We start from the raw sequence: 25168 nt of genomic DNA on the forward strand, positions 1-25168 counted from the left end.
GAAGTTGCACTTCGTTCAGTGAGGAGCGACGCGATGAGGCCAACGGAAAGAACGCCCGCGCGCGGGACGCGCGCCGCCCATCGCGTTTGCTCCAGATGGGTCCAAGCGATGATAGGGGCGCGGCGGCGCGGGGTCTACGAACGGATTGCGCAAAGGAAATCGCCGCCCGCGATATATGCGCGGGCGGCGAACGTGCTTCGGTTTTGCGGATTGACCCGGCGCTCGGCTCAGCGCGCGGCGAGCGGCGCCGGCGGCGGTACCGGATCTCCCGGCGTGGCGTCGCCGGGCTTCGCGTCGCCCCAGCCCCCGCCCAGCGCGCGGATCAGGTTCACGGTCGCCACGGCCTGCGAGCCTTGCAGGTGGCTCGCCTGCAACTGCGACACGAGCACCGTGCGCTCGCTGTCGATCACGTTCAGGTAGCTCACCTCGCCCTCCTCGTACTGCGTGCGCGAAAGGTGCGCCGACTGCTGCGAAGCGCCCACCGCGTCGTTCTGTTCGCGGATCTGGTCGTCGAGCAGGTGCAGGTCGGAGAGATTGTCCTCGACCTCGCGGAACGCCACGAGCACCTGCTGGCGATACTGCGCCACGTCCTCGTCGTACTTCGCGCGCGCCTGAGCGAGATTGGCCTTGCGGCGGCCGCCGTCGAACAGCGGCAGCGTGAGCGCCGTGCCCGCGAGCGGCCCGAGCAGGAAGGCCCGGCTCGACCACATGAACAGGTCGCCAAGCGTAGCCGACTCATAGCCGAACGCCCCCGTGATGTCGAGCTTCGGGAAGAACGCCGACTTCGCAAGGCCCACGCGCGCGTTCGCGGCCGCCATCGCGCGCTCGGCGGCGGCAATGTCGGGGCGGCGCTCCAGCAGCGTGGAAGGCAGGCCCGGCGGCACCTGCACGAGCACCGGCGCAAGCGGCGTTTCCGGGAACGTGAAGTCGGCGGGCGCCTTGCCCAGCAGGATCGCGAGACTGTGCTCCGAGGCCGCGCGCTGGCGTGCGACGCCTACGGCGTCGGCGCGCGCGCTCGCCAGTTCATTGCGCGCCTGCGCGACGTCGAGCGCGCTGATGTCGCCCTCCTTGAAACGCCGCTCGACGAGCTTGAGCGCGTCTGCGCGCAGCGTCACCGTGCGGCGGTACAGATCGACGTCGGAGTCGAACTGGCGCAACTGGAAGTAGTTCTGCGCGACATCGGCCTGCAAGGCGAGCTGCACCGAACGGAACAGCGCTTCGCTCTGCTGCGCGTCCGCCTGCGTGGCGTGGACGTTCGAACTCACGCGGCCGAACAGATCGACCTCGTAGCTCGCCGTGGCCTGCGCGCGCCACAGCGTTTGCGCGGGCACGTTGTAGTTCTGCGGCTGATACTGCGAAGCCGGCGAGGCGCGCTCGTAGGTCGGGCCGAAGCCCGCGTCGATCGACGGGAACCACGAGGCGCGCGCGGCCTGGGTCACGGCACGCGCCTGCTGCACGCGCGCGGCTGCCGCCTTGAGGTCCTGGTTCGCGTCGAAGGCCTGCTGCTCGAGCTTGTCGAGCGTCGGATCGCCGAACACCGTCCACCATTCGCCGCGATGGGCGTCGTCGGCGGGCTGCGCGGGCGTCCACGTGCCAACGTCGTGCGGGTTCGCGCTCTGCGTCTGCTGCGGCGTTTCCTTGTACGCGGCGGGCACGCCCGCGTCGGGCGCCTTGTAGGTCGGCTCGACCGAGCACGCGGCAAGCCACGCGAACAGCGCGACGCTCGCCGCGATCCGCGCGAGACGCCAGCCTCCCGGCGTCTCGCGCGCGCTCTGGCGCAAGATGGATTCGTTAGTCATATTCATCATTCTCCCTTGGCGCCTCAGGCGTCCACCATCGACTGCGGCTTGTGCGCATTGTCCTTCTGCGCCACATGAATCTTGCCGCCCGCGAGCGTGCGCAGCACCACATAGAACACCGGCGTGAGCAACAGGCCGAAGGCGGTCACGCCCAGCATGCCGAAGAACACGGCCACGCCCATGGCATGACGCATTTCCGAACCCGCGCCGCTGGAGATCACGAGCGGCACCACGCCCATGATGAACGCGATGGACGTCATCAGGATCGGGCGCAAACGCAGGCGGCTTGCCTCGATGGCGGCGGAAAGCGGCGTGTGGCCGTCGTGTTCCAGCTCACGCGCGAACTCCACGATCAGAATGGCGTTCTTCGAAGCGAGGCCCACGAGCACCATCAGGCCGATCTGCGTGAAGATGTTGTTGTCGCCCTGCGTGAGCCACACACCGGTCAGCGCGCACAACACGCTCATCGGCACGATCAGGATCACCGCGAGCGGCAGCGTCAAGCTCTCGTACAGTGCGGCCAGCACGAGGAACACGAGCAGCACGCTGATCGGGAACACCCACACGCCCGCATTGCCCGCCAGCACCTGCTGGTACGTGAGGTCGGTCCATTCGAACTTCACGCCGCGCGGCAGCACTTCGGCCGCGATGCGCTCGGCCGCCGCCTGTGCCTGACCCGACGAGTAACCGGGCGCCGGGCCGCCGTTGATGTCGGCCGCGGTGTAGCCGTTGTAGCGCACCACCATTTCGGGGCCGTACGTGGGCGTGACCGTGACGAGCGACGAGAGCGGCACCATTTCGCCCGCGGCGTTGCGCGTCTTCAGTTGCAGAATGTCGTCGGCCTTCTGGCGGAACGGCGCATCGGCCTGCACGCGCACCTGGTACACGCGCCCGAAGCGGTTGAAGTCGTTCACGTAGAGCGAGCCGAGATAAATCTGCATCGTGTCGAACACATCCGTGACCGGCACGCCAAGCTGCTTGGCCTTCGTGCGGTCGAGATCGACATTCAGTTGCGGAACGTTGATCTGATAGTTCGTGAACGTCGGGCCCAGCTCCGGCGTTTGCGAAGCGCGCTTGACGAAGTCCTGCGTTGCGCGGTTGAGCGCCTCATAACCCAGTGCGCCATGATCCTCCAGTTGCAGCTTGAACCCGCCGAGCGTGCCGAGGCCGAGCACCGGCGGCGGCGGGAACACGGCGACGAACGAGTCCTTGATGCCCGCGTACTGCTGGTTCAGCGCACCCGCGATCGCGCCGGCCGAAAGCGCCTTGCCCTTGCGGTCCTTGAACGGCTTGAGCGTGACGAACACGATGCCCGCGCTCGAACTGTTGGTGAAGCCGTTCACCGAAAGGCCCGGGAACGCCACGGCGCTTTCCACGCCGGGCTGCTTGAGCGCAATGGCGCTCATGTCGCGAATCACGTTTTCGGTGCGGTCAAGCGAGGCGCCGTTGGGCAGTTGCGCGAACGCGATCAGATACTCCTTGTCCTGCGCGGGCACGAAGCCGCCCGGCACCAGGCGCGCCATCAGTACCGTCGCGCCGATCAGCACCACATACACCGCGAGCATCGCGCCCTTGTGGCGCAGCACGCCGTTCACGCCGCGGCCATAGCTTTCCGAGCCGCGATGGAACACCTGGTTAAAGCGCCGGAAGAAGCCGCCGAGCACGCGGTTCATCACGCGCGTGAGCCAGTCTTCCTTCGCACCGTGGCCGCGCAGCAGCAGCGCCGAAAGCGCGGGCGAGAGCGTGAGCGAGTTGAACGCCGAGATCACCGTGGAAATGGCGATGGTCATGGCGAACTGCTTGTAGAACTGGCCCGTGAGACCGCTCATGAACGCGAGCGGCACGAACACGGCCACGAGCGTGAGCGCAATGGCGATAATCGGCCCGCTCACCTCCTGCATCGCCTTATAAGTCGCGTCGCGTGCGGATAACCCGCTTTCGATATTGCGCTCCACGTTCTCCACCACCACGATCGCGTCGTCCACCACGATGCCGATGGCGAGCACCATGCCGAACAGCGATAGCGCGTTGATCGAGAAACCGAACGCGAGCAAGAGCGAGAACGTCCCGACGATCGACACCGGCACCGCGATCAACGGAATGATCGAGGCACGCCACGTTTGCAGGAAGACGATCACCACGATCACCACGAGCGCGATGGCTTCCAGCAGCGTATGCACGACGGCCTCGATACTGGAGCGCACGAACTGCGTGGGGTCGTAGACGATGCGGTAGTCCACGCCCGCCGGCATGTCCTGCTTGAGGTCCTTCATTGCCGCGCGCACCTGGTCGGAAATCGCGAGCGAGTTCGCGCCCGGCGCCTGGTTGATGGCGAGCGCCACGGCGGGCTTGTTGTCCAGGAGCGAGCGCAGGCCGTATTCCGAAGCCGCGAGCTCGATGCGCGCGATGTCGCGCAGATACGTCACGCCGCCATCGGGGTTCGTCTTGATGATGATGTTGCCGAACTCGCTTTCGGTACGCAGACGGCCGCGCGCGTTCACGTTGAGCTGGAACGGCGTGCCCGGCACGCTGGGCGACGCGCCGATCACACCGGCCGCCACCTGCACGTTCTGCTCGCGAATCGCATTGACCACGTCGTTGGCGGTGAGATTGCGCTGCGCCACCTTCTGCGGATCGAGCCAGATACGCATGGCATAGTCGCCCGAACCCCACAGTTGCACCTCGCCCACGCCCTGGATATTCGAAAGACGATCCTTCACGTTGAGCAGCGCGTAGTTGCGCAGGTACGTCATGTCGTACTGGTTGTTCGGCGAGATCAAGTGCACCACCATCGTGAGCGTGGGCGAGCTCTTGATGGTCGTGATGCCCAGGCGCTGCACGTCTTCCGGCAGGCGCGGCAGCGCCTGGTTCACGCGGTTCTGCACGAGCTGCGTGGCCTTGTCCGGATCGGTGCCGAGGCGGAACGTGACCGTGAGCGTGAGATTGCCGTCGCTATTGGCCTGCGACTGCATGTACAGCATGTTCTCCACGCCGTTGATCTGCTCTTCGAGCGGCGCGGCCACCGCTTCGGCGATCACCTTGGGATTCGCACCCGGATACTGCGCGTGCACGACCACCGAAGGCGGCACGACTTCGGGGTACTCGGAGATCGGCAACTGGAACAGCGCGATCACGCCGGCCAGCAGGATCAGCACGGACAGCACGCCCGCGAAGATCGGCCGGTCGATGAAGAATTTCGATATGTTCATGGGTTGCTCGTGTTCTTGAGGCTCTTAAGCGATTAGGGTTCCTTATCGTCTGGGGGACGCACCGTGATGCCAGGTGCGCCCGCCGTTCGTCAGGACGTCGTCTTCGCTGCCTTCGCGGCGGGGTTTGCCGCCGGGTTTTCTGCTGTCTTCGCCGCTGCATTCGCCGCCGCGTTCGCCGCATCGGCGTCGGGGTCGCCGTTCATCGGCACCATATGCGAGCGCACCGCCTCGCCGGGGCGCACACGCTGCGTGCCGTTCACGACCACGTGATCGCCCGCCTTCAGGCCGCCGAGAATCACGCGCAGGTTGCCCTGCTGGCCGCCCGTCTGCACGTTGCGGTACGAGACCTTGCCGCCGCCGTCCACGACGTACACGAACTTCTTGTCCTGATCGGTGCCGATGGCGGCGTCGTCGACCAGCAGCGCCGGGTGCGGGGCGCTGCCGCCCACCTTGATGCGTGCGTAGAGGCCCGGCACGAGCGCGCCGTCGGCGTTGTCGAAGCGCGCACGCACGCGGATCGTGCCCGACGAGGTGTCGAGGCGGTTATCCACCGACTCGATCGTGCCCTGGCGCGAGTAACCCGTTTCGTTCGCAAGACCCAGTTCGACCGGCACCTTCGAGCCATCCTTCATGCGGCTGATGTAGTCGAGATAGGTTTGCTCGTCGGCGTCGAACTCGGCGTAGATGGGCGAAACGGACACGAGCGTGGTGAGCGGCGCGGCGCTCGCCCCGGCCGACACGACGTTGCCCACGGTGATCTCGGCGCGCGACACGCGCCCCGCCACCGGCGCGACGATGCGCGTGTAGCCCAGGTTGATCTGCGCGGCTTCGAGCGCGGCCTGCGCGGCCTTGAGATTCGCGCTCGCCTCACGCGAGGCGTTCTGCTTCTCGTCGTAGTCACGCTTGGCGATGGCGTTGTCGCCAATGAGGCGCTGCGCGCGCTCCCAGTCGCTTTGCGCGTAGCCCGTGCGCGCCTGCGCGGCGGCAAGCTGCGCGGCGGCCTGATCGACGGCGGCCTGGTACGGGCGCGGATCGATCACGAACAGCGTATCGCCCTTGTTCACGAGCGCGCCGTCGCGGAAGTTCACCGAGACGATCGTGCCCGAAACCTGCGGACGTATCTCCACTTTCTCGACCGCGGCCATGCGGCCGGAATAACTCTGCCAGTCGGTAATCGTGCGATTGACCACGGCGGCGACATCGACTTCCGGCGCGGGCGGCGCTTCAGCGGCCACCGCGGGGTGCGAGTCGAGGCGGATCGCGCCGAGCGTGCCCAGCCCCGCGATGACCAGCACGCCGACTACCGCGAGCGCCATGCGCGAACGGGATTGCGAAAAAAGTGACATGTCGGACTCCAGAAATAATGGTTGGTTGTTCTTGACTGGTTCGGCAGCACCGCGGCTTCAGCGCTTCCCCTGCTTGTGCGCGTTGCCCGCTACACCGTGCCCGCGTCGAAGCAGCATTGGAAAAACCGTACGGCTTCGCTCAAGGCGGCCGGATGCGCGGCGAGATTCGCATGCGAAACGCTCGGGTAACGCACCACCTGCGTGCGCACGCCAGCGTCGATCAGGCGGCTCGCGTACTTCTCCGCCTCGATGTGCAGCACGTCGTTCTGCGCGGTCACGATGAGCGTGGGCGGCAGACCGGCGAGGCGCAGCGATTCGAGCGGCGCCGCATACGGATGCAGGCGTTGCGCCGCTTCGGGCAGGTACGCGCGATAACAAGCCGCGCATTCGCTCGCGGTGATGTCGGAGCCGAGGCGCGCCGCATCGCCGAGGCGCGTGAGGCTCGGGTCCAGCATCGGCGCGAACAGCGCCTGCGCGGCGAGCCGCACATCGCCGCGATCGCGTCCCATGAAGGCGAGCACGTTGGCGATCTGGCCGCCCGCGTCATGGCCCGCCGCAATCAGCCGTTTCGGCGTGCCGCCAAACGCGCGGGCCCGCGTGAGCGCCCAGAGCGCCGCGCGGTGCGCGTCTTCGGGCGCGGCGGGAAACGGAAACTGCGGCGCGAGCGAATAACCCACGCTCACGACCAGCGCAGGTAAGCGTTCTGCGAGAAAACGCCCCGCCGTTTCCGCTTCTTCAATCGACCCTCGCACGAAACCGCCGCCGTGGAAATACAGCAGCACCGGCAGGCCGTTTGCGCCCTCGGGGCGGTACACGCGCAACGCAATCGGCTGGGCGTAGCCTTCGATCGTCACATCGGTCGTGACCAGCGTGCGCGCCGTGCCGGTTCTGGCCGGCGCGGCCGTGGGCGCGGCCGCCGGCGCATCGGCAAACGGCATTTCCACGGCGGAGATCCACGACGTCGGGCGTTTAAAGGCATCCATGTCAAATCGGCGCAATGCGCGAGAGTAGATTCGAATGGAGCGAATTGTGGGTTCGGCAGACTTGCAAATAAATGCCTATAATCCGGCAACACAATTCGGCGCACCTGAACAATCTGTCTCCTCTTTGTGCGCGGGCGTTTGCTTCAAACGCCGCGCGCCGTGCGGCCGAAGCTTTTTGGAGAGTGGCAATGGACCGCCTTCAGGCCATGCAGGTGTTCACCCGCGTCGTCGATACGAACAGCTTCACGCGAGCCGCCGAAACGCTCGACATGCCGCGTGCTTCGGTCACGACGATCATCCAGAATCTCGAAGCGTTTCTCGGCGTGCGCCTCATGCACCGCACGACGCGGCGCCTCTCGCTCACGCCCGACGGCGCGGCGTATTACGAGCGCTGCGTGCGCATTCTCGCGGACGTGGAGGAAACCGAAACCACATTCCAGGATCGCAACCGCAAGCCGCACGGCAAACTGCGCATCGACATGCCCGGCTCGATCGGGCGGCTCATCGTGATTCCGTCGCTGTGCGAATTCCACCAGCGCTATCCCGACATCGACCTGCAACTCGGATTGAGCGACCGTCCCGTCGATCTGCTCCAGGAAGGCGTGGATTGCGTGGTGCGTGTGGGTGCGCTTCAGGATTCGTCGCTCGTCGCGCGGCGCATCGGGATTTTCGAAGGCGTGTCGTGCGCGGCGCCCTCGTATCTGGAGCGCCACGGCACGCCGCAAACGCTCGAAGAACTGGCCGAGCATCGCGCCGTGAATTACTTCTCGTCGCGCACGGGGCGTGTGATCGACTGGGCATTTCTCGTCGACGGCAAGGAAGTGGAGATCAAGCTCAAGAGCATGGTCTCGGTCAATGATGCGGACGCCTACGTGACCTGCGGCATCGAAGGCTTTGGCCTGATTCAGGGGCCGCGCTACATGGTGCTGCCGCATCTGCGCTCGGGCGCGCTCGTCGAGGTGCTGCCCGATTACAAGCCGCTGCCGATGCCGATTTCGGCCGTCTACCCGCACAGCCGTCATCTGTCACCCAAAGTGCGCGTGTTCGTGGACTGGATTGCCGAAGTGTTCGACCGCTGCCCGCTCCTGAGCGGCCGCGCCTCGCTCGACAAGACGTGCACGATGCGCACGATCGAAGAGCGCGAAAACGCGCCGGCGCTCGAAACGCCGGTGATTTCGGAATGGGCCGCATAGGCCGGGCCGCATAGCGCGCGCCCTCAAAGCCGCGTCCGCAAAGGCTTTCGCGGGCGCGGCGCGGCGATTGTTCCGGATTTTCGACAATTGCTTTCGCAATAAGACCGTTTATCGCAAACGGCTGCGCAACTACATTGGCTCCTGTCGCCGCAACCTACGTGGCAACCGTACACAGGAGCAGATCATGAAACGCACTCTCGCAACCGCCATTGCAGCCACGCTGGTTCTTTCGCTCGCCGCAAGCGCCTCGGCTTTCGCACAATCGTCCAGCGCTGCGCCGAAAACGCGCGCCGAAGTGAAGGCCGAACTCGTCGCCGCGTATCGCGACGGCACGCTGCCCTCGCTGAACAAGACGAGCTACCCCGAGCAAAGCCTGATTGGCCGCACGCAAGCGCAACGCATCGCGCTTCAGGAAAGCCGCGCCAATAGCGCCGCGCACGTCGCGCAAGCCGGCGAATAAGCTCGGCACCGCATTGATATTTCGATGGCAAGACGATAAACGTAGGAGTCCGATATGAAACCGACCGTACCCTCCGAACTCGACGACTGGGACAACACCACGCCTGTGTGGGCGCCGTTCCGGCATTGAAGCAAAAAGGCCCGGCGGTCTCGCGACCGCCGGCCTCATGCATTACCGGTTCACGAAATCCGGCTCGAAAAACACCCAGCGCACCAGCGGAAAGCGCGCCTGCAAAGCGGCTTCGATTTCGTTGATCGCTTCGACCATCGTGCGGCTATGCTCGTAGTCGAGCATTTCGCACTGCACCGCGACCATCACCTCCTTACCCCATTGCAGCGTAATGAGGCTGATGATGCTGCGAATCTCCGGCCGCGCGCGCAGGAACAGTTCGATATCGCGACGCATTTCCGGGCTTGCCGACTCGCCCACGATCATCGACTTCACTTCGCGTGCGATAAACCACGCGATCAGCATGAGCAGCACGCCCACGCCAATCGAGCCGCACGCGTCCCAGACCGGATTGCCGGTGATGACGGTGAGCAGCACCGCGGCGAATGCGATGGCGAGGCCCGCGAGCGCGGCGATGTCCTCGCCCGCCACGACGAGCAAATCCGAATCGCGCGTCTCGCGCGCCCAGCGCCACAGCGACTTTTTCGGCGAGCCCTTGCGGATCTCGCGCATCGCGCCGTAAAGCGAAAACGCTTCGAGCGCCACGGAAATGCCGAGCACGACCAGCGCGACATACACGTATTGCAGCGGCTCGCGAGCAATCAACCGGTGCACGCCTTCGTACACCGAAAACGCACCGCCCACGAAAAAGAGCAGCAGCGCGACGAGCAGCGAATAGAAGTTGATCGCGCGGCCCGTGCCCATGGGGTGCAAGGGCGTGGGGGGCTCGCGCGACTGGCGCAGGCCGAACAGCAGCAGCAGTTGATTGCCGCAGTCGGCCGTGGAGTGAATCGCCTCCGCGAACATCGATCCCGAACCCGTGAACCCGGCGGCTGCGAACTTGCAGACCGCAATGCCGAAGTTCGCAGCGAGCGCGTAGAAGATGGCTTTCGGCGATTCTCCGCTCATAGCGCCTCGACGCGTGCCGGGCCTTCGCTCAACTCGCCGATCACGCGTGCGTCGCTGAATCCGTCCGCGCGGAAGATCGCCAGCACGTCGTCCACGCTCTCGGGTGCGCACGCCACGAGCAGACCGCCCGAGGTTTGCGGGTCGGTGAGCAGCGTGCGCGCGCTTTCGGGCAGGCCGGGCGCGAGCGTGACGGACTCGCCGTACGAGGCCCAGTTGCGGCCCGACGCGCCTGTGAACACGCCCTCTTCCACGAACTTCTGAACGCCCGGCAGCCACGGCAGGTCCGCATACTGCACGCGCGCCGTGAGATTCGCGCCGCGCGCGATTTCGAGCGTGTGGCCAAGCAGGCCGAAGCCGGTCACGTCGGTCATGGCGTGCACGCCCGGCAATTCCGCGAGCGTGGCGCCCGGCTTGTTGAGCATCGTGGCGGCGCTCACCATCGCCTTGTAGCCCGCGTCGCCGAGGATTTCCTTCTTGAGCGCGGCCGAGAGCACGCCCACGCCAAGCGGCTTGCCGAGCACGAGCACGTCGCCCGCGCGCGCCGACGCGTTGCGCTTCACGCGCTCCGGATGCACCACGCCCAGCGCCGCGAGGCCATAGATGGGCTCCACGGAGTCGATCGAATGCCCGCCCGCCACCGGAATGCCCGCCGCCGCGCATACGTCCTCGCCGCCGCGCAGCACCTGCGCGATCACGTCGTGCGGCAGCACGTTGATGGGCATGCCCACCAGCGCGAGCGCGAGGATCGGCTTGCCGCCCATCGCGTAGACGTCCGAGAGCGCGTTGGTCGCGGCGATGCGGCCGAAGTCGTACGGGTCGTCGACGATCGGCATGAAGAAGTCCGTGGTCGCGACAATGGCCTGCTCGTCGTTGAGCTTGTAGACGGCGGCGTCGTCGGCGGTCTCGGTGCCGACCAGCAGGTTCGGAAACACGGTGGTGAGCGGCGTGCTGCGCGCGAGCAATGCCGAAAGCACGCCCGGCGCGATCTTGCAGCCGCAGCCGCCGCCGTGCGAAAGGCTCGTGAGGCGCGGCACGGCGGCGCCGATGGCGGGTTTGTCGTTCATGTCGGGGAATCGTCCTGAAAGTGCCGGATTAATCCCCACATTATGGGGCAATCGCCGCGAGGACGATGCGGGCTGCGCGCGCTCAGGCGCGCCCGGCGGCCGCGTGGGCGGTGACGTCGCCGGCGTGGAGCGCATCGGCCAGCCAGTGCGGATCGTCGTGCGGCAGGTCGTGCCCCGCCCACGGGTGCGCCACGTGCGGCGCGCCCCACGCCTGCGCGAGCCGCGCCGAGCAAACGGGATTGACGAGCCGGTCGCCGCGCGACGACACCACGAGCACCGCGCAGCGCGGCACGCCGCGCGCCTTGAAGCGCGCCGCGGCGGCCAGTTGGCGCAGCGCATTCGCGCGGCTCACGGGCGCGCTCGCGCGAATCGCGCGCCAGGCGTCGAGGTCGGCGGCGAGCGTGTCGCGCCGCGCGCACGTGAGGCCGTGGATCAGCGCTTCGGCCATGCCATCGGGGTCGCGGCCGTCCCAATGGCGCGCCGCGCGCGCGAGCGCGGGCCACGCCGAGGGCCGCAGCCGTTCATGCATGCGGCTGTACGGTCGCATGCTCGTGTTCACGAGTACGAGCCGCGCGATCTCATCGGGATAGCGCAGCGCCCATGCCGTCGCCACCATGCCGCCCAGCGACATCGCCAGCACGCGGTAAGGTGCGCGTGCACCGCGCCGCCGCGCTTCGTCGCGCAACGCGTCCACGTAGGCGTCGACGGCAAGCGGCGAGCGTACGTGCGCGGCCGCGCCGTTGCCGGGCAGGTCGATGGCCAGCGCGCCCTCGCGTGCGGCGAGCAGCGGGGCGAACGCGCCCCAGTGGCGCGACTCGCGCGTGAGGCCGCGCAGCAGGAGCCAGGGGCCGCTCATCCCGCGGACCCTTGATACCAGTGGCTAATCGCGCTTTGCAACACCTGCTCGCGCGTCACGCCCTCGGGCAGCCAGCGCGGCGCGGAATACGCCGCGCGCGTGAGGAATTCGAACAGGTTCGCATGGCGCCGCAAGACGCGCGCCGTGCGATGCGCCATCAGCGGATTGAACATGCCCTGGCGCGAGAAGATCTGGCGCGGGTTCTTCTTGATCCACAGCCACGAGCCGAGTTCGAGCGTGAGCGGCAAAAAGATGTTGCTCGCGGGCGCATGGTCGTATGCGCAGTCCCACAGGTCGCCGTGCAGCAGGTATTGATGGCTCTGCGGCTCGAACGTGTAGCCGTGATGGGGATGCGCGCGCTCGAACATCGTCTTGAGCACGTACATCTCGGGCAAATGACGCATGAGGCGGCGCGTGCGCGCATACGGAAACCAGATGCTGTCGCTCCAGCCGTAGCCCGAATGGCAGTCGAGCGCGAATGAGAGAGGACGGCGCGTGAGTTCTTCGTCGACGATCTTCAGGAGCGCCTTCGCCTCGATCTCCATGGGCGCCCCGCGCCTGCCGCGATACCACGGCAGCCATGAGCCCACGCGCTGGCCGCCCGCAAGAAAGGGCACGTGTTCGTCGGCGTCCTGCGGCGCGTTGCGCATGAGGTCCACGCCGTTCGGATTCGCGCGGGTGGCCAGCCACATGCCGCCGGGATTGAGGATGGGCACGAACACGATGCGCACGGATTCGAGCTGGCTCATCAATAACTCGTCCCACGCGAGCCGCCCCACCAGCGCACGCATATAGTCGAGCACGAGCTGCGAGCCGATGCGCTCCAGCCCGTGAATGCCGCCGAAGAAGCCAATGGCGGGCGCCGCCGGATCGCGCGAGCCGATGGACGCCACATAGAGCGCGAACGTGCGGCCGCGCACCTCGACTTCGCCTTCGCTGCGAATGTCGAACCAGCGTGCGCCCGCATCGAGGATCGTCTTGAGGTCCTCGAATTCCGCAAAACTGTCGGGTAGAAAGCTCAGTGCCTGCATGGCGCCGGGTTTCGTTACTTGTTCGGATCGGGACCGTTGTGTGCGGCCGCATTGTCTACAACAGCATGAGTTTCGGCGTGTGTGTCAGCAATAAGTCAGCGAAACCAGGGACACCACACGCACTGCCCCACAATATAGCCGCTTCCTCTGACATTAAGCATGACAGATGTTTTCCGTCATGTGTCTGTCACATCGTGCGCCTCAATTCCTCCGACCAAAAAATATAAGACGTGTAGTCGTCTAGACGTCGCGACACCTTCACTCAACCGTCACAGTCGCTTCCTAGAATGAGCCTCGACTTCACCCGCGACGGATTGTTATGGAAGCCATACGCATCGAACGCCTATCGAAAAGTTTCGAGAGCGGCCGCAAGGCGCTCGACGAAATCAACCTGCGCATCGGCGAGGGCGAAATGGTCGCGCTGATCGGCGCATCGGGCTCGGGCAAATCGACCTTGCTGCGCCAGATCGCAGGCTTCACGGCCTCCGATCCGCAGCCGTCGCGCATCGACATTCTCGGCCGCCCCATCCAGCAGGACGGCCGCATCGTGCGCGAGGTGCGCCGCATTCGCCGCGACATCGGCTTCGTGTTCCAGCAGTTCAACCTCGTGCATCGGCTTACCGTGGAAACCAATGTGCTGATCGGCGCGCTCTCGCGTTTGCCGCTGTGGCGCAGGCTCACGGGCCGCTTTCCGCGCGCTGAGCGCGAACTCATGCTGGCCGCCCTCGGCGAAGTGGGCATCGCGCACAAGGCTGCGGAACGCGCCTCGAATCTCTCGGGTGGCCAGCAGCAGCGCGCGGCGCTTGCACGCGCGCTCGTGCAACGCGCGCGCCTCATTCTCGCCGACGAGCCGATTGCTTCGCTCGACCCCGAATCATCGCGCCGCGTGATGGACATGCTGCGCATGCTCAACCGCGACCACAGTCTCACGGTGGTGGTCTCGCTGCATCAAGTGGATATCGCCATGCAGTATTGCCCGCGCACCGTTGCGTTGCGCGAAGGGCGCGTCGTGTACGACGGTCCTTCTGCGGCGCTCACGCCCGCGTTGCTGCAACAGCTTTATGGCAGCGCCGCGCGCGAATTGCTCGAACCCGATGCGGCGCCGTCCGCCGTACAGCGCTTTGGCGCACAACCTCGCGCGGCCTGACCCGGCCACGCATTCTCAACCCTTGACGTTCCTCTCTCCACGGACCGCTCCCATGAAACTGCTCCGCTCCATGCTCTCCTGGTGCGCCGCCGGCGCCGTCGCGTTTGCCTCGCTCGGCAGCGCGGCCGCCCATGCGGAAGACCTCAATTTCGGCATCATTTCGACGGATTCGTCGGCGGTGCTCAAGCAGCGCTGGCAGCCGTTCATCGACGACCTGAACAAGCAGACCGGCCTCTCCGTGAAGGCGTTCTTCGCCACCGACTACTCGGGCATCATCGAGGCAATGCGCTTCAACAAGGTGCAGATCGGCTACTTCGGCAATGCTTCGGCCATGGAAGCCGTGGACCGCTCGAACGGCGAGATCTTCGCGAAGGTGCTTTACGCGAACGGCGACGCGGGCTACAAGTCGGTGCTCATCACCAACGTGAACAGCCGCGTGAAGACGATCGACGATGTATTCAAGAATACTAAGGATCTCACGCTCGGCTGGGGCGACCCCAATTCCACCTCGGGCACGCTCATTCCGGGCTACTACCTGTTCGCGCAGCACGGCGTTTCGGTGAACGGCTCGAACTTCAAGACGGTGCTGCCGTCGAGCCATGAAGCGAACCTGCTCGCCGTGGTCAACAACAAGGTGGATATCGCCACCAACAACACCATCGAACTCGCCACGCTCCAGCAGAAGCACCCGGATCGCTTCGCGCAGGTGCGCGTGCTGTGGACCTCGCCGATCATTCCGTCCGATCCGCTCGTGTACCGCAAGGACCTGCCTGAAGCCACCAAGCAGAAGCTGCGCGACTTCTTCTACCACTACGCCAAGACCGACCCGCGCGAGAAGAAGATCATGGCCGACATCACGGGCTATGCCGGCTTCGCGCCCGCCAGCGACGCGCAGTTGCAGCCGATCCGCCAGGTCGCGCTGTTCCAGCAGAAGGAAAAGATCGCCGCCGACACGCATCTCTCCGACGACGACCGCAAGAGCCAGATCGCGGCCATCGACGCGAAGATCGGCGCACTCGCCGCACCCGCGAAGCAGTAATGGGCGCGATGGATTTCGACAGCTCACGCGTCGCGGCGCACGGCACCGAGGCGCAATCCGCCACCGCCGCTGCGGCTCCCAGCCCGGCGGCGAGACCCACGGGCAAGCGCAGCTGGTCCTCGCTCGTGCTCTGGGCCATCGTGTTCGCTCTGCTCGGCGTGGCGTGGCGCGGCGCCGACATGCGCCCGCTCGACCTCTTCGCCGACTCGGCGAACATGGGCACGTTCGCGCGCGGCTTCTTTCCGCCCGACTTCACGGAATGGCGCACCTACGTGGGCGAAATGTGGGTGACGCTGGCCGTGGCGCTGTGGGGCACGGCGCTCGCCATCGTCTGCGCGGTGCCGTTCGGCCTGATGTCGGCGCACAATCTCGCACCCAACTGGGTCCTCCAGCCGGTGCGCCGGTTGATGGACGCCTGCCGCGCCATCAACGAGATGGTGTTCGCGATGCTGTTCATCGTGGCCGTGGGGCTCGGACCGTTCGCGGGCGTGCTGGCGTTGTGGGTCCACACCACGGGTGTGCTCGCGAAACTCTTCGCCGAAGCCGTGGAGGCCATCGACCCGCGCCCCGTGGAAGGCGTGCGCGCCACGGGCGCCTCGCCGCTCGACGAGATCATTTATGGCGTGCTGCCCCAGGTCATGCCGCTGTGGATCTCGTACGCGCTCTACCGGTTCGAGTCGAACGTGCGCTCGGCGATGGTGGTGGGCATGGTGGGCGCGGGCGGCATCGGCGTGGTGTTGTATGAGGAAATTCGTTCGTTCGACTATCCGCAAACCTGCGCCGTGCTCATCATGGTGATCGCCGTGGTCACGGTCATCGACCTGATTTCCGCGCGACTGCGCGCACGCGTGATCTGACGCACTCCCTCCAAAGCCCGCGCGAGCCTCTACAGAATCACAATACGGGCTCGCGCCCGTTTTACTTTCTTTCTGGCGGACGTGCGCGTTCGCTGGAATAATCACACGATTGCGGCCGCAACGGCCCGCGCCTCCAACAAGTCGATTCGATTCGCAATCCCAATGGCCAGTTTCGTCGTCCTGCTGGTCCTGCTCTCGGCACTCATGCACGCGAGCTGGAACGCCTTCCTCCATCTTTCGGGCGACCGGCTCTGGCTGCTCGGCATGTTCTCGGTTCCGTATATCGTCGTGAGCGCGATCGGCGTGTGCGTGCTGCCGCTGCCCGCGCAGGCAAGCTGGCCGTATATCGCGGCTTCGGCGGTGCTGGAGTTCGCGTACTGCTTCACGCTGATCCGCGCCTATCGCAGCGGCGACTTCGGGCAGATCTACCCCATCGCGCGCGGGCTCTCGCCGCTGCTCGTGTTCGTGGGCGCGCTCGTGTTCGCACACGAGGAACTGCATGGGCTCGCGGCCGCGGGCGTCACGCTCGTCTCGCTCGGCATCATGTCGCTCGCGTTCCGGCGCGGCATGCGCTTTTCCGGCGAGAGCGTGCCCTATGCGCTGCTCACGGGCCTCTTCATCGCGATGTACTCGATCATCGACGGCCTCGGCGCGCGCCTCGCCGGCAACGCGCTCAGCTACATCATGTGGGTGTATCTGCTCTGGAACGTGCCGCAGTTTTTCGTGGTCTGCAAGCTGCGCGGCGGCGTGGCGCGGATGTTCACGTCAAAGGCCGAAGTCGCGCGCGGCATGCTCGCGGGCGTGCTCGCGCTCACGGCATATTGCCTCGTGATCGAAGCGTTCCGTTTTCTGCCTATCGCGATGGTTTCCGCGTTGCGAGAACTCTCGTCGATCTTCGCCGTGCTGATCGGCTGGCTGTTCATGAACGAGAAGCTCACGGCGCGGCGCATGGTGGCGTGTGCGCTCGTCACGTGCGGCGCGGTGCTGATCCGGCTCTAGGCATAGAGGCGCTCACGCGAACGCGGGCAAGGTCGTATCGATCGCCTCGGCCAGCGTCTCGAACGCCGGCGCGATCTCCTCGTCGGGCACGCACGCGTAGCCGATCAGCAAACCCGACGCCGCGCGCTCGCGCGCCGAGTAGTACCCCGAAAGCGGCCGCACGACGATATTGCGCGCAAGCGCGGCTTCGGCCACGGCGCGGTCGTCGCTGCCTTCGGGCAACTGCATGACGACGTGCAGGCCCGCGTCGCCGCCCATGGCGGGCAAGGCGTCGCCGTAGCGGCGCGACACGGCGTCGAGCAGCACCTGGCGGCGCTGGCCGTAGAGCGCGCGCATCTTGCGGATATGCGACGTGAAATGCCCCTCGGCGATGAATTCGGCGAGCACGGCCTGCTGGATCAACTGCCCCTCGCGATACAGCTCGGCGCTCGCGGTCGCGAAGCTTTCCGCGAGTGCTTGCGGCGCGACGAGATAGCCCACGCGCAAGCCGGGAAACAACGTCTTGCCGAAGCTCCCCACGTAGATCACCTGCCCCGCCGTATCGAGCCCCTGCAACGACGCGAGCGGGCGGCTGCCGTAACGGAACTCGCTGTCGTAATCGTCCTCGATGATCCAGCACTGATGCTGGCGCGCGTACTCCAGCAGCATGCGGCGGCGCGCGAGGCTCATCACCATGCCAAGCGGGTACTGATGCGAGGGCGTGACGAGCATGAGCTTGGGCGGCGGCGCGGCAAAGTCGGCGGGCGAGGGATTGAGACCTTCGCTGTCCACGGCGATGGGCCGCGCGCTGAGGCCCGAAACGTGCAGCACGCTGCGCACGCCCCAGTAGCACGGGTCTTCGGTCCAGATGGTGTCGCCGGGGTCGGAGAGCAGGCGCACGGCCAGGTCCACCGACTGGTGGATGCCCGTCGTGATGATGATCTGCTCGGGCGAGCAGCGCACCGAGCGCGAGGTGCGCAGATAGTCGGCGAGCACGTGGCGCAGGAGCGCGAGGCCGCCGCCGGGCGCGTAGGTCAGCAGGTCCGGACGCAGGCTGCGCCAGTACTTGTTGTGCAGGCGCGTCCAGATGCGCGCGGGGAAGCGCGAGACGTCGGGCACGCCGGGCATGAACGCGCCGCCCTGGCGCTTGGAAACGCCCGCGCCCGCAACCAGGCGCGCGCCGCGTGTGGAGAGCGCCCGAGCCGCTGCGCGCGGCGGCTGGGCGCCAACTGCGCCCACTGCCGGGCCGCCCGCCGCGATAGCGTGCACTCCCGTACCGCCCAAACTTGGGCTGTTAGTTGCGATCGCATTTTCGACGGCGACGGCTCCTGAATTGCTCGTTTTTTTCACCGCTTCCATGGAGCCAATTTCCGCGGCTCCGACGATCTCGTCAGGCGACGTATCGGCCACGAAGGTGCCGCGCCCCGTTGCCGACGTCACATAGCCTTCGAGCACCAATTGTTCGTAGACCTGCGTCACGGTATTGCGCGCAATGCCAAGCTCCGCCGCCAGCAGCCGCGACGACGGCACCCGCGCGCCCGCCGGCAGTTCCCGGGAGAGGATCGCCTGCTGGAGCAGCTTGTGCAGTTGACGGTAGACCGGCTGGGCGCTTCCGCGATCGAGCCGTTGGGCCAGCCAGTCGGACAGGACACTCGCGCGCATCGAAATTGGCTCCTAAAGATTGCACTGAATGGCTCTGAAATTTAGAGCCAAACGTGAGTATAGTCGCGGCATGGACCTGATGTCTGGTCCGCCTGCCAACCTCAGAACTGACACTGATTCCGAAGGAGATGAACGTGAGCAAGAACGCCGATCTGCAAAGCCGCAAGAACGCCATTACCCCGCGTGGCGTGGGCGTGATGTGCGACTTCTACGCCGAGCGCGCCGAGAACGCCGAGCTGTGGGACGTGGAAGGCCGCCGCTTCATCGACTTCGCGGCCGGTATCGCCGTGTGCAACACGGGCCACCGCCATCCGAAGATCGTCGCCGCCATCAAGGCGCAGCTCGACCAGTTCACGCACACGGCCTACCAGATCGTCCCCTACGAGTCGTATGTCTCGCTGGCCGAGAAGGTCGCCCAGCGCGCGCCGGGCAGCTTCGCGAAGAAGGCCGCCTTCTTCACGACGGGCGCCGAAGCGGTTGAAAACGCCGTCAAGATCGCTCGCGCCCACACCGGCCGTCCGGGCGTGATCGCCTTCGCGGGCGGCTTCCACGGCCGCACGATGATGGGCATGGCGCTCACGGGCAAGGTTGCCCCGTACAAGCTCGCGTTCGGCCCGTTCCCGGCCGACGTGTACCACGCGCCGTATCCCAACTCGGTGCACGGCATCAGCACGGCCGATTCGCTCAAGCACATCGAGATGCTGTTCAAGGCCGACATCGATCCGAAGCGCGTTGCCGCGATCATCTTCGAACCGGTTCAGGGCGAAGGCGGCTTCTACCAGGCGCCGGCTGACTTCGTGCGCGGCCTGCGCAAGATTTGCGACACGCACGGCATCCTGCTGATCGCCGACGAAGTGCAAACGGGCTTCGCGCGCACCGGCAAGCTGTTCGCGATGGAACACTACGACGTCACGCCCGACCTCATGACGATCGCCAAGAGCCTGGCGGGCGGCATGCCCCTCTCGGGCGTGGTGGGCCGCGCGGAAGTGATGGACGCGGCAGCGCCTGGCGGTCTCGGCGGCACGTACGCCGGCAACCCGCTGGCCGTCGCTTCGGCGCACGCGGTGATCGAGATCATCGAAGAAGAAAAGCTGTGCGAGCGCGGCACGAAGCTCGGCGACAAGCTCAAGGCCAAGCTCAACGCGCTCAAGGCCGACGTGCCGCAAATCGCCGACGTGCGCGGCCCCGGCGCGATGAACGCCGTTGAGTTCTGCAAGCCGGGCACGAGCGATGCCGATGCCGACTTCACCAAGCGCGTGCAAACGGCAGCCCTGAATCGCGGCCTGCTGCTGCTCGTGTGCGGCGTGTACTCGAACGTCGTGCGCTTCCTGTTCCCGCTCACGATTCAGGACAACGTGTTCGACGAAGCGCTCGCGATTCTCGAAGAGTCGATCAAGGAAGCAGTGGGCGTGCCGGCGTAAGCCTTCACACAGACTGGCTCGCGTGCAGCGAGCCATCCTCGAAACGGCACACCGGCGCTTGCCGCTGTGCCGTTCGTCGTTCTAAACGATTCGAATTGAGTCCGGAGTTCCAGCATGAACCTGAAAGACGCATCGCTGCTGCAACACAACGCCTATATCAACGGCGAATGGCAAGGCGCTGAAGACGGCGCCACGCTCGAAGTGAACAACCCCGCCACCGGCGCGCTGATCGGCACGGTGCCGCGCATGGGCGCGGCCGAAACGCGTCGCGCGATCGCCGCCGCTAACGCCGCATGGCCCGCATGGCGCGCCAAGACCGCGAAGGAGCGCAGCGTCATCCTGCGCAAGTGGCACGACCTGATGATGGAAAACGCCGACGACCTCGCGCTCATCCTCACCACCGAGCAAGGCAAGCCGATCGCGGAAGCCAAGGGCGAGATCGGCTACGCGGCGTCGTTCCTCGAATGGTTCGCGGAAGAAGGCAAGCGCATTTACGGCGACACGATTCCGACTGTCGCCAATGACAAGCGCATTGTCGTGACGAAGGAACCCGTGGGCGTGTGCGCCGCGATCACGCCGTGGAATTTCCCGGCCGCGATGATCACCCGCAAGGTCGGCCCCGCACTCGCGGCCGGCTGCCCGATCGTGCTCAAGCCCGCCGAAGCCACGCCGTTCTCGGCGCTCGCGCTGGCCGTGCTGGCCGAGCGCGCGGGCGTGCCGCGCGGCATCTTCAGCGTCGTGACCGGCGACCCGAAGGCGATTGGCGGCGAACTCACGGGCAACCCGACCGTGCGCAAGCTCTCGTTCACGGGCTCGACGCCGGTGGGCCGCCTGCTCATGAGCCAGTGCGCATCGACTGTCAAGAAGGTGTCGCTGGAACTGGGCGGCAACGCACCGTTCATCGTGTTCGAAGACGCCGATCTCGACGCAGCCGTAGCCGGCGCGATCGCTTCGAAGTATCGCAACAGCGGTCAGACCTGCGTGTGCACGAACCGCTTCTACGTGCACGACGCCGTGTACGACGCGTTCGCCACGAAGCTGCGCGATGCGGTCGAAAAGCTCAAGGTCGGTCTCGGCACCGAGTCGGGCGTGACGCAAGGCCCGCTCATCAACGAAGCGGCCGTGCTGAAGGTGGAATCGCATATCGAAGACGCGCTCGCGAAGGGCGCGCAGGTGATCACGGGCGGCAAGCGCCACGCGCTCGGCCACGGCTTTTTCGAGCCGACCGTTCTGACCGGCGTTACACCCGCGATGAAGGTCGCGCGCGACGAAACGTTCGGCCCGCTCGCGCCGCTGTTCCGCTTCTCGTCGGATGAAGAAGTGATCAGGATGGCGAACGATACCGAATTCGGCCTCGCCGCCTACTTCTACAGCCGCGATATCGGCCGCGTGTGGCGCGTGGCGGAAGCGCTCGAATACGGCATGGTGGGCATCAACACCGGCCTGATCTCGAACGAAGTCGCACCGTTCGGCGGCGTGAAGCAGTCGGGCCTCGGCCGCGAAGGTTCGCACTACGGCGTGGATGACTACGTCGTCATCAAGTACATGTGCATGGCAGGCATGTAAGCCAGACGAACGACGGGCGCCTGAAAAGGCGCCCGTTCGGGAAACGCTGTGAGCCGGCGCCTCGCGACTTCGTTGCGACGCGCCGGCTTTTTTTATGCGCGCTTACTGCCTGGCGCCAACCGGCGTCACCTGCGTTGCATAAGCGGAAACGAATACGGCGTGAATCGTGTCGCCGACCTTCAGATGCTTCAGATCGACGTCCGGCGTGGCCTGGAGCGTAACGGTCTGATACGCGCCGCGCAGCGTGACTTCACGCTTCTTCGCGTTGATGTGCTGCACGGTCGCCTGCACTTCGACCTGGCGCGCGGCGTCATAACCCGACGACGCCGGCAGATACACATTGGTATCGACACGCTTGCGAATGCCCTTGTCCTTGCCCGTGACCTTGTCGGCCGTGACGAGCAACGCGTTCTTGTAGAGCACGTCCACGGTGTCGCCCACGTTGAGCTGGTCGAAGTTGCCGACCTGCTGGCTGAGCGCGATATCGACGTCGTTGCCGCGCGGACCGCGCAGCGTGACCACGCGCGCGGCGCGATCGATGCCGACGATCTTCGCCTGAATATGCACCGGTTGCGCGTTGGCGACGATATCCTGCGCGGCGCTTGCAAGCGCCGATTGTGCTTGCGGTGCCGAAGCGGCCTGGTCGTTTTGCGCCAGCGCCGCCTGCGAAATGCCAACGCCCACCACCCATGCCGCTGCCAGAATCGCTGCCTTCCTCATTCACATTCTCCCGGTCTAGAGTTTCGAATTTGCTTTTGATGCATGGCATCGGCGTATCGTGCCTGTCACGCCGAAGTGCGACCGATTCTACGCGCGGCTTTTAAAAACAGGGCGCTAACTGGCCGGAGTCCGATCAAGTTATTCAGGGTGAATCACGCGAATTTCAGTGGGGTTTGCTGGGCCGCAAATTCGCGTTCGATATTGAATTGAAACAAATCGCGAGTTTGTTGCGTTGCACGAAATACTGATTTCATGCGTCCCTTTGCGGTGAGGGGCGCACGCTGTCAGTACCATGCGTTCGACGGCCGTTGTGCGAGGCCTGGCGACGTGACGGCGCCAACGTCACTCAGCGTGGTGCCGCCTGCCCGTTCGCGGCGTTTGCGCCGGCGGATTTTTGCATGGCAATGTCCCGTGCTTCTCAGCGCTATATCGATGACGAATCAAGCATTAACGATATGAGCGTGCGTGCGAAATACACTCGCCAATGATTTTCAAAAGGCGGCGAAGGTGTATTGAGAATTATATGTATTTCAACCTTGATAGCAAAACGCAAGCACGGTGAAAGTCAGAACTCCTCATGGATTTCCGCCCGCCGGCGGCGACGCACGAGGACTTTCCGCAACAGCAGATACAGCACTTACACACGATTACACCTGTGCCATATCGAGCCGATGACGGCCCTCATACAATCGACGCATCGAAGGCGACTCTTTTGGGGAGACAACAATGAAAGCAGCACGAACGATGATTGTGGCGGCAGCGTGTTTGCTGGCGTGCGCGACGGCGCCGGTTTATGCACACGGCGGCGGCGGGGGTAGCGGCGGCGGCAATGGCGGTGGCAACGGTGGCGGCGCCGGGATGGGCGCGAGCATGGGAGCCGGACACGCGGGCTTGGGCCATTCCGACGGCCAATCGCTGGGTCACATGAGCAGCGTGGGCTTCAGCAACACGAACAGCCACGTATCGGCGGACCGCGACAAGGGGCATGAGCGGGCGGCTGACCGCGCAGGACTGCACGCACGCGGCCACGGGCTTCACGCTGACGGGAAGTCAGCCAGCCACATGAGCGAGAAAGGATTGAGCAACACGAACAGCCACGTTGCCGCGGACCGCGACAAGGGCGTGGATCGCGCGGCGGACCGCGCGTCGTTGCAGGCGCAACCCCACATGGGTGTTCCGGGCTAACGGGGACAACGGGGTAACGGCAGGGCTAAGCGCAATGAAGTGCGCTTCAGGACGTGCCCGCCCAAGAGACGCAAAACAGACGTAAAAAAAGCCGCGAATCAAACGATTCGCGGCTTCCTCTATCGAAGCGAAACTAGCGCAAGCGGCGCTCAAACCCGCTCGATAGCAATCGCAATCCCCTGCCCCACCCCGATACACATCGTGCAAAGCGCGAAGCGACCTTGCGTGCGATGCAACTGATACATGGCGGTGGTCACGAGGCGTGCGCCGCTCATTCCGAGCGGGTGGCCCAGCGCAATCGCGCCGCCATTCGGATTGACGCGAGGATCGTCGTCAGCGACACCGAGCGCACGCAGCACGGCAAGACCTTGAGAAGCAAACGCTTCGTTAAGCTCGATAACGTCGAACTGGTCGATCGTCATGTTCAGTTGCGCGAGCAGCTTTTGCGTCGCCGGCGCAGGTCCGAAACCCATCACGCGCGGCGCAACGCCGGCCGTCGCCATACCGAGCACACGCGCACGCGGCGTCAGCCCGAAGCGCTTCGCGTTTTCCGCATTGGCGAGCAGCAGGGCGCAAGCGCCGTCGTTCACACCCGAAGCATTGCCAGCCGTGACCGAACCGTCGGCGCGCACCACGCCCTTGAGGCGCGCGAGCGCTTCGAGGCTGGTTTCACGCGGATGCTCGTCGCGCGAAACGACGATCGGGTCGCCCTTCTTCTGCGCGATCGTGACCGAAACGATTTCCTGCGCGAGCGTGCCGTCCGCTTGTGCGCGTGCTGCCTTCTGCTGGCTGCGCACCGCGAATGCGTCCTGATCGGCGCGGCTCACGTTATAGTCCACGGCGACGTTCTCGGCCGTTTCCGGCATCGAATCGACGCCATACTGCTGCTTCATGAGCGGATTGACGAAGCGCCAGCCGATGGTCGTGTCGTAAATCGCGGCGTCGCGCGCAAAGGCGCTAGCGGACTTGCCCATGACGAACGGCGCGCGGCTCATGCTTTCCACGCCGCCCGCGATCATCAGCCCGGTTTCGCCGGACTTGAGCGCGCGCGCGGCGATACCCACGGCGTCCATGCCGGAGCCGCACAAACGGTTCACGGTCGAGCCCGGCACGGCCTGCGGCAGGCCCGCCAGCAGCGACGACATGCGTGCGACGTTGCGGTTGTCCTCGCCGGCCTGGTTCGCGCAGCCGTAGATGACGTCGTCGATCGCCGTCCAGTCCACGTCCTTGTTGCGCTCCATCAGCGCCTTGAGGGGCACGGCCCCGAGGTCGTCGGCGCGAACCTGGGCAAGGGCGCCCGCGTAGCGGCCGATCGGCGTGCGAATCGCGTCGCAGATGAATGCTTCCGTCATGTGAGTCTCCAGATGATTGAGCTTGACGGACTGCGCGGGCGAAAAAAGGGCGATCGAACGCGCACGTCCTCGTGCGTTTTGTTCGACTGTCGAACCTATGATCGATAATCGAACATTTGGCGCCCATGATAGGCGTCGCGCGGGACGGGTGTCAAGCACGCGAAACTGGCGCCAGAAACGAAAAAGCCGCACGGAACACGAGTCCGTGCGGCCTTCAAACGCC

The 25168-nt window shown here is 65.6% G+C and carries 20 protein-coding genes; 9 read left to right on the top strand and 11 right to left on the bottom strand.

Annotated elements, in window-relative coordinates; all coding sequences use genetic code 11:
- Positions 1–227 precede the first annotated feature (227 nt).
- The 4 genes from C7402_RS26035 to C7402_RS26050 form a co-directional block, all read right to left on the bottom strand.
- On the bottom strand, positions 228–1799 hold the full coding sequence (locus C7402_RS26035; protein ID WP_116612818.1) for an efflux transporter outer membrane subunit: 1572 nt from the start codon (positions 1797–1799) through the stop codon (positions 228–230).
- A gap of 23 nt (positions 1800–1822) precedes the next feature.
- Positions 1823–5008, bottom strand: a complete 3186-nt coding sequence (locus C7402_RS26040) for an efflux RND transporter permease subunit (protein ID WP_116612715.1) — start codon at positions 5006–5008, stop codon at positions 1823–1825.
- Between the two features lie 89 nt (positions 5009–5097).
- Complete coding sequence (locus tag C7402_RS26045; RefSeq protein WP_112170937.1) at positions 5098–6354, bottom strand: efflux RND transporter periplasmic adaptor subunit; 1257 nt, start codon at positions 6352–6354, stop codon at positions 5098–5100.
- 89 nt (positions 6355–6443) lie between these two features.
- On the bottom strand, positions 6444–7337 hold the full coding sequence (locus C7402_RS26050; protein WP_224038409.1) for an alpha/beta hydrolase: 894 nt from the start codon (positions 7335–7337) through the stop codon (positions 6444–6446).
- A gap of 188 nt (positions 7338–7525) precedes the next feature.
- Between C7402_RS26050 and C7402_RS26055 the strand changes: the two genes are divergently transcribed.
- Together C7402_RS26055 and C7402_RS26060 are read left to right on the top strand one after the other, a co-directional pair.
- Entirely contained in the window at positions 7526–8530 is a 1005-nt protein-coding gene (locus C7402_RS26055; RefSeq protein ID WP_112170936.1) for a LysR family transcriptional regulator, read from the top strand.
- A 184-nt stretch (positions 8531–8714) separates the two neighbouring features.
- Entirely contained in the window at positions 8715–8990 is a 276-nt protein-coding gene (locus tag C7402_RS26060) for a DUF4148 domain-containing protein (protein ID WP_116612716.1), read from the top strand.
- 171 nt (positions 8991–9161) lie between these two features.
- Here the strand turns inward: C7402_RS26060 and C7402_RS26065 are convergent, their stop codons facing one another.
- The 4 genes from C7402_RS26065 to C7402_RS26080 all read right to left on the bottom strand — a co-directional run bounded on the left by C7402_RS26065 (position 9162) and on the right by C7402_RS26080 (position 13018).
- The gene (locus C7402_RS26065; RefSeq protein WP_116612717.1) at positions 9162–10067 is read right to left on the bottom strand and encodes a cation diffusion facilitator family transporter; all 906 of its coding nucleotides are present in this window, start codon (positions 10065–10067) and stop codon (positions 9162–9164) included.
- Positions 10064–11131 (bottom strand): selenide, water dikinase SelD, encoded by a 1068-nt coding sequence (gene selD, locus C7402_RS26070; protein ID WP_112170933.1) that lies wholly within the window; start codon positions 11129–11131, stop codon positions 10064–10066. The genes C7402_RS26065 and selD overlap by 4 nt, the downstream gene beginning before the upstream one ends.
- An 82-nt stretch (positions 11132–11213) precedes the next feature.
- Positions 11214–11987 carry an alpha/beta fold hydrolase gene (locus C7402_RS26075; protein ID WP_116612718.1) on the bottom strand — a complete coding sequence of 258 codons (774 nt, stop codon included), beginning with the start codon at positions 11985–11987 and terminating at the stop codon, positions 11214–11216.
- Entirely contained in the window at positions 11984–13018 is a 1035-nt protein-coding gene (locus C7402_RS26080) for a M14 family zinc carboxypeptidase (RefSeq protein ID WP_116612719.1), read from the bottom strand. Before C7402_RS26080 ends, C7402_RS26075 begins: the two co-directional genes overlap by 4 nt.
- 319 nt (positions 13019–13337) lie before the next feature.
- On the opposite strand from C7402_RS26080, the gene phnC reads away from it, so the two are divergent.
- The 4 genes from phnC (at position 13338) to C7402_RS26100 (ending at position 17060) form a co-directional block, all read left to right on the top strand.
- Positions 13338–14165: a phosphonate ABC transporter ATP-binding protein gene (phnC, locus tag C7402_RS26085; protein WP_112170930.1), complete on the top strand. Its 828-nt coding sequence runs from the start codon at positions 13338–13340 to the stop codon at positions 14163–14165.
- A 52-nt stretch (positions 14166–14217) separates the two neighbouring features.
- Complete coding sequence (gene phnD, locus C7402_RS26090; RefSeq protein WP_112170929.1) at positions 14218–15204, top strand: phosphonate ABC transporter substrate-binding protein; 987 nt, start codon at positions 14218–14220, stop codon at positions 15202–15204.
- Between the two features lie 8 nt (positions 15205–15212).
- Positions 15213–16061, top strand: coding sequence for a phosphonate ABC transporter, permease protein PhnE (phnE, locus tag C7402_RS26095; protein ID WP_112171121.1), 849 nt, complete (start codon positions 15213–15215; stop codon positions 16059–16061).
- 162 nt (positions 16062–16223) lie between these two features.
- Positions 16224–17060 (top strand): EamA family transporter, encoded by an 837-nt coding sequence (locus C7402_RS26100; protein ID WP_112170928.1) that lies wholly within the window; start codon positions 16224–16226, stop codon positions 17058–17060.
- A 12-nt stretch (positions 17061–17072) separates the two neighbouring features.
- Here the strand turns inward: C7402_RS26100 and pdxR are convergent, their stop codons facing one another.
- Positions 17073–18701: a MocR-like pyridoxine biosynthesis transcription factor PdxR gene (gene pdxR / locus C7402_RS26105; RefSeq protein WP_116612720.1), complete on the bottom strand. Its 1629-nt coding sequence runs from the start codon at positions 18699–18701 to the stop codon at positions 17073–17075.
- Positions 18702–18829: 128 nt separating this feature from the next.
- Here pdxR and gabT point away from each other — a divergent pair, with 128 nt between their 5' ends.
- Positions 18830–20122: a 4-aminobutyrate--2-oxoglutarate transaminase gene (gene gabT, locus C7402_RS26110; RefSeq protein ID WP_112170926.1), complete on the top strand. Its 1293-nt coding sequence runs from the start codon at positions 18830–18832 to the stop codon at positions 20120–20122.
- Positions 20123–20236: 114 nt separating this feature from the next.
- Positions 20237–21688 carry an NADP-dependent succinate-semialdehyde dehydrogenase gene (gabD, locus tag C7402_RS26115; protein WP_116612721.1) on the top strand — a complete coding sequence of 484 codons (1452 nt, stop codon included), beginning with the start codon at positions 20237–20239 and terminating at the stop codon, positions 21686–21688.
- Positions 21689–21790: 102 nt separating this feature from the next.
- Here the strand turns inward: gabD and C7402_RS26120 are convergent, their stop codons facing one another.
- Complete coding sequence (locus C7402_RS26120; RefSeq protein ID WP_116612722.1) at positions 21791–22408, bottom strand: hypothetical protein; 618 nt, start codon at positions 22406–22408, stop codon at positions 21791–21793.
- Between the two features lie 726 nt (positions 22409–23134).
- Here C7402_RS26120 and C7402_RS26125 point away from each other — a divergent pair.
- A complete protein-coding gene (locus tag C7402_RS26125) occupies positions 23135–23593 on the top strand; it encodes a hypothetical protein (protein ID WP_133254558.1) in 459 nt (152 codons plus the stop codon).
- A 149-nt stretch (positions 23594–23742) separates the two neighbouring features.
- Here C7402_RS26125 and pcaF read toward each other — a convergent pair whose 3' ends face one another.
- Positions 23743–24945 carry a 3-oxoadipyl-CoA thiolase gene (gene pcaF / locus C7402_RS26130; protein WP_112170922.1) on the bottom strand — a complete coding sequence of 401 codons (1203 nt, stop codon included), beginning with the start codon at positions 24943–24945 and terminating at the stop codon, positions 23743–23745.
- Positions 24946–25168 lie beyond the last annotated feature (223 nt).

Origin of the sequence: Paraburkholderia unamae, from assembly GCF_003096875.1 — a bacterium.
GTDB classification, from domain to species: Bacteria; Pseudomonadota; Gammaproteobacteria; order Burkholderiales; family Burkholderiaceae; genus Paraburkholderia; species Paraburkholderia unamae.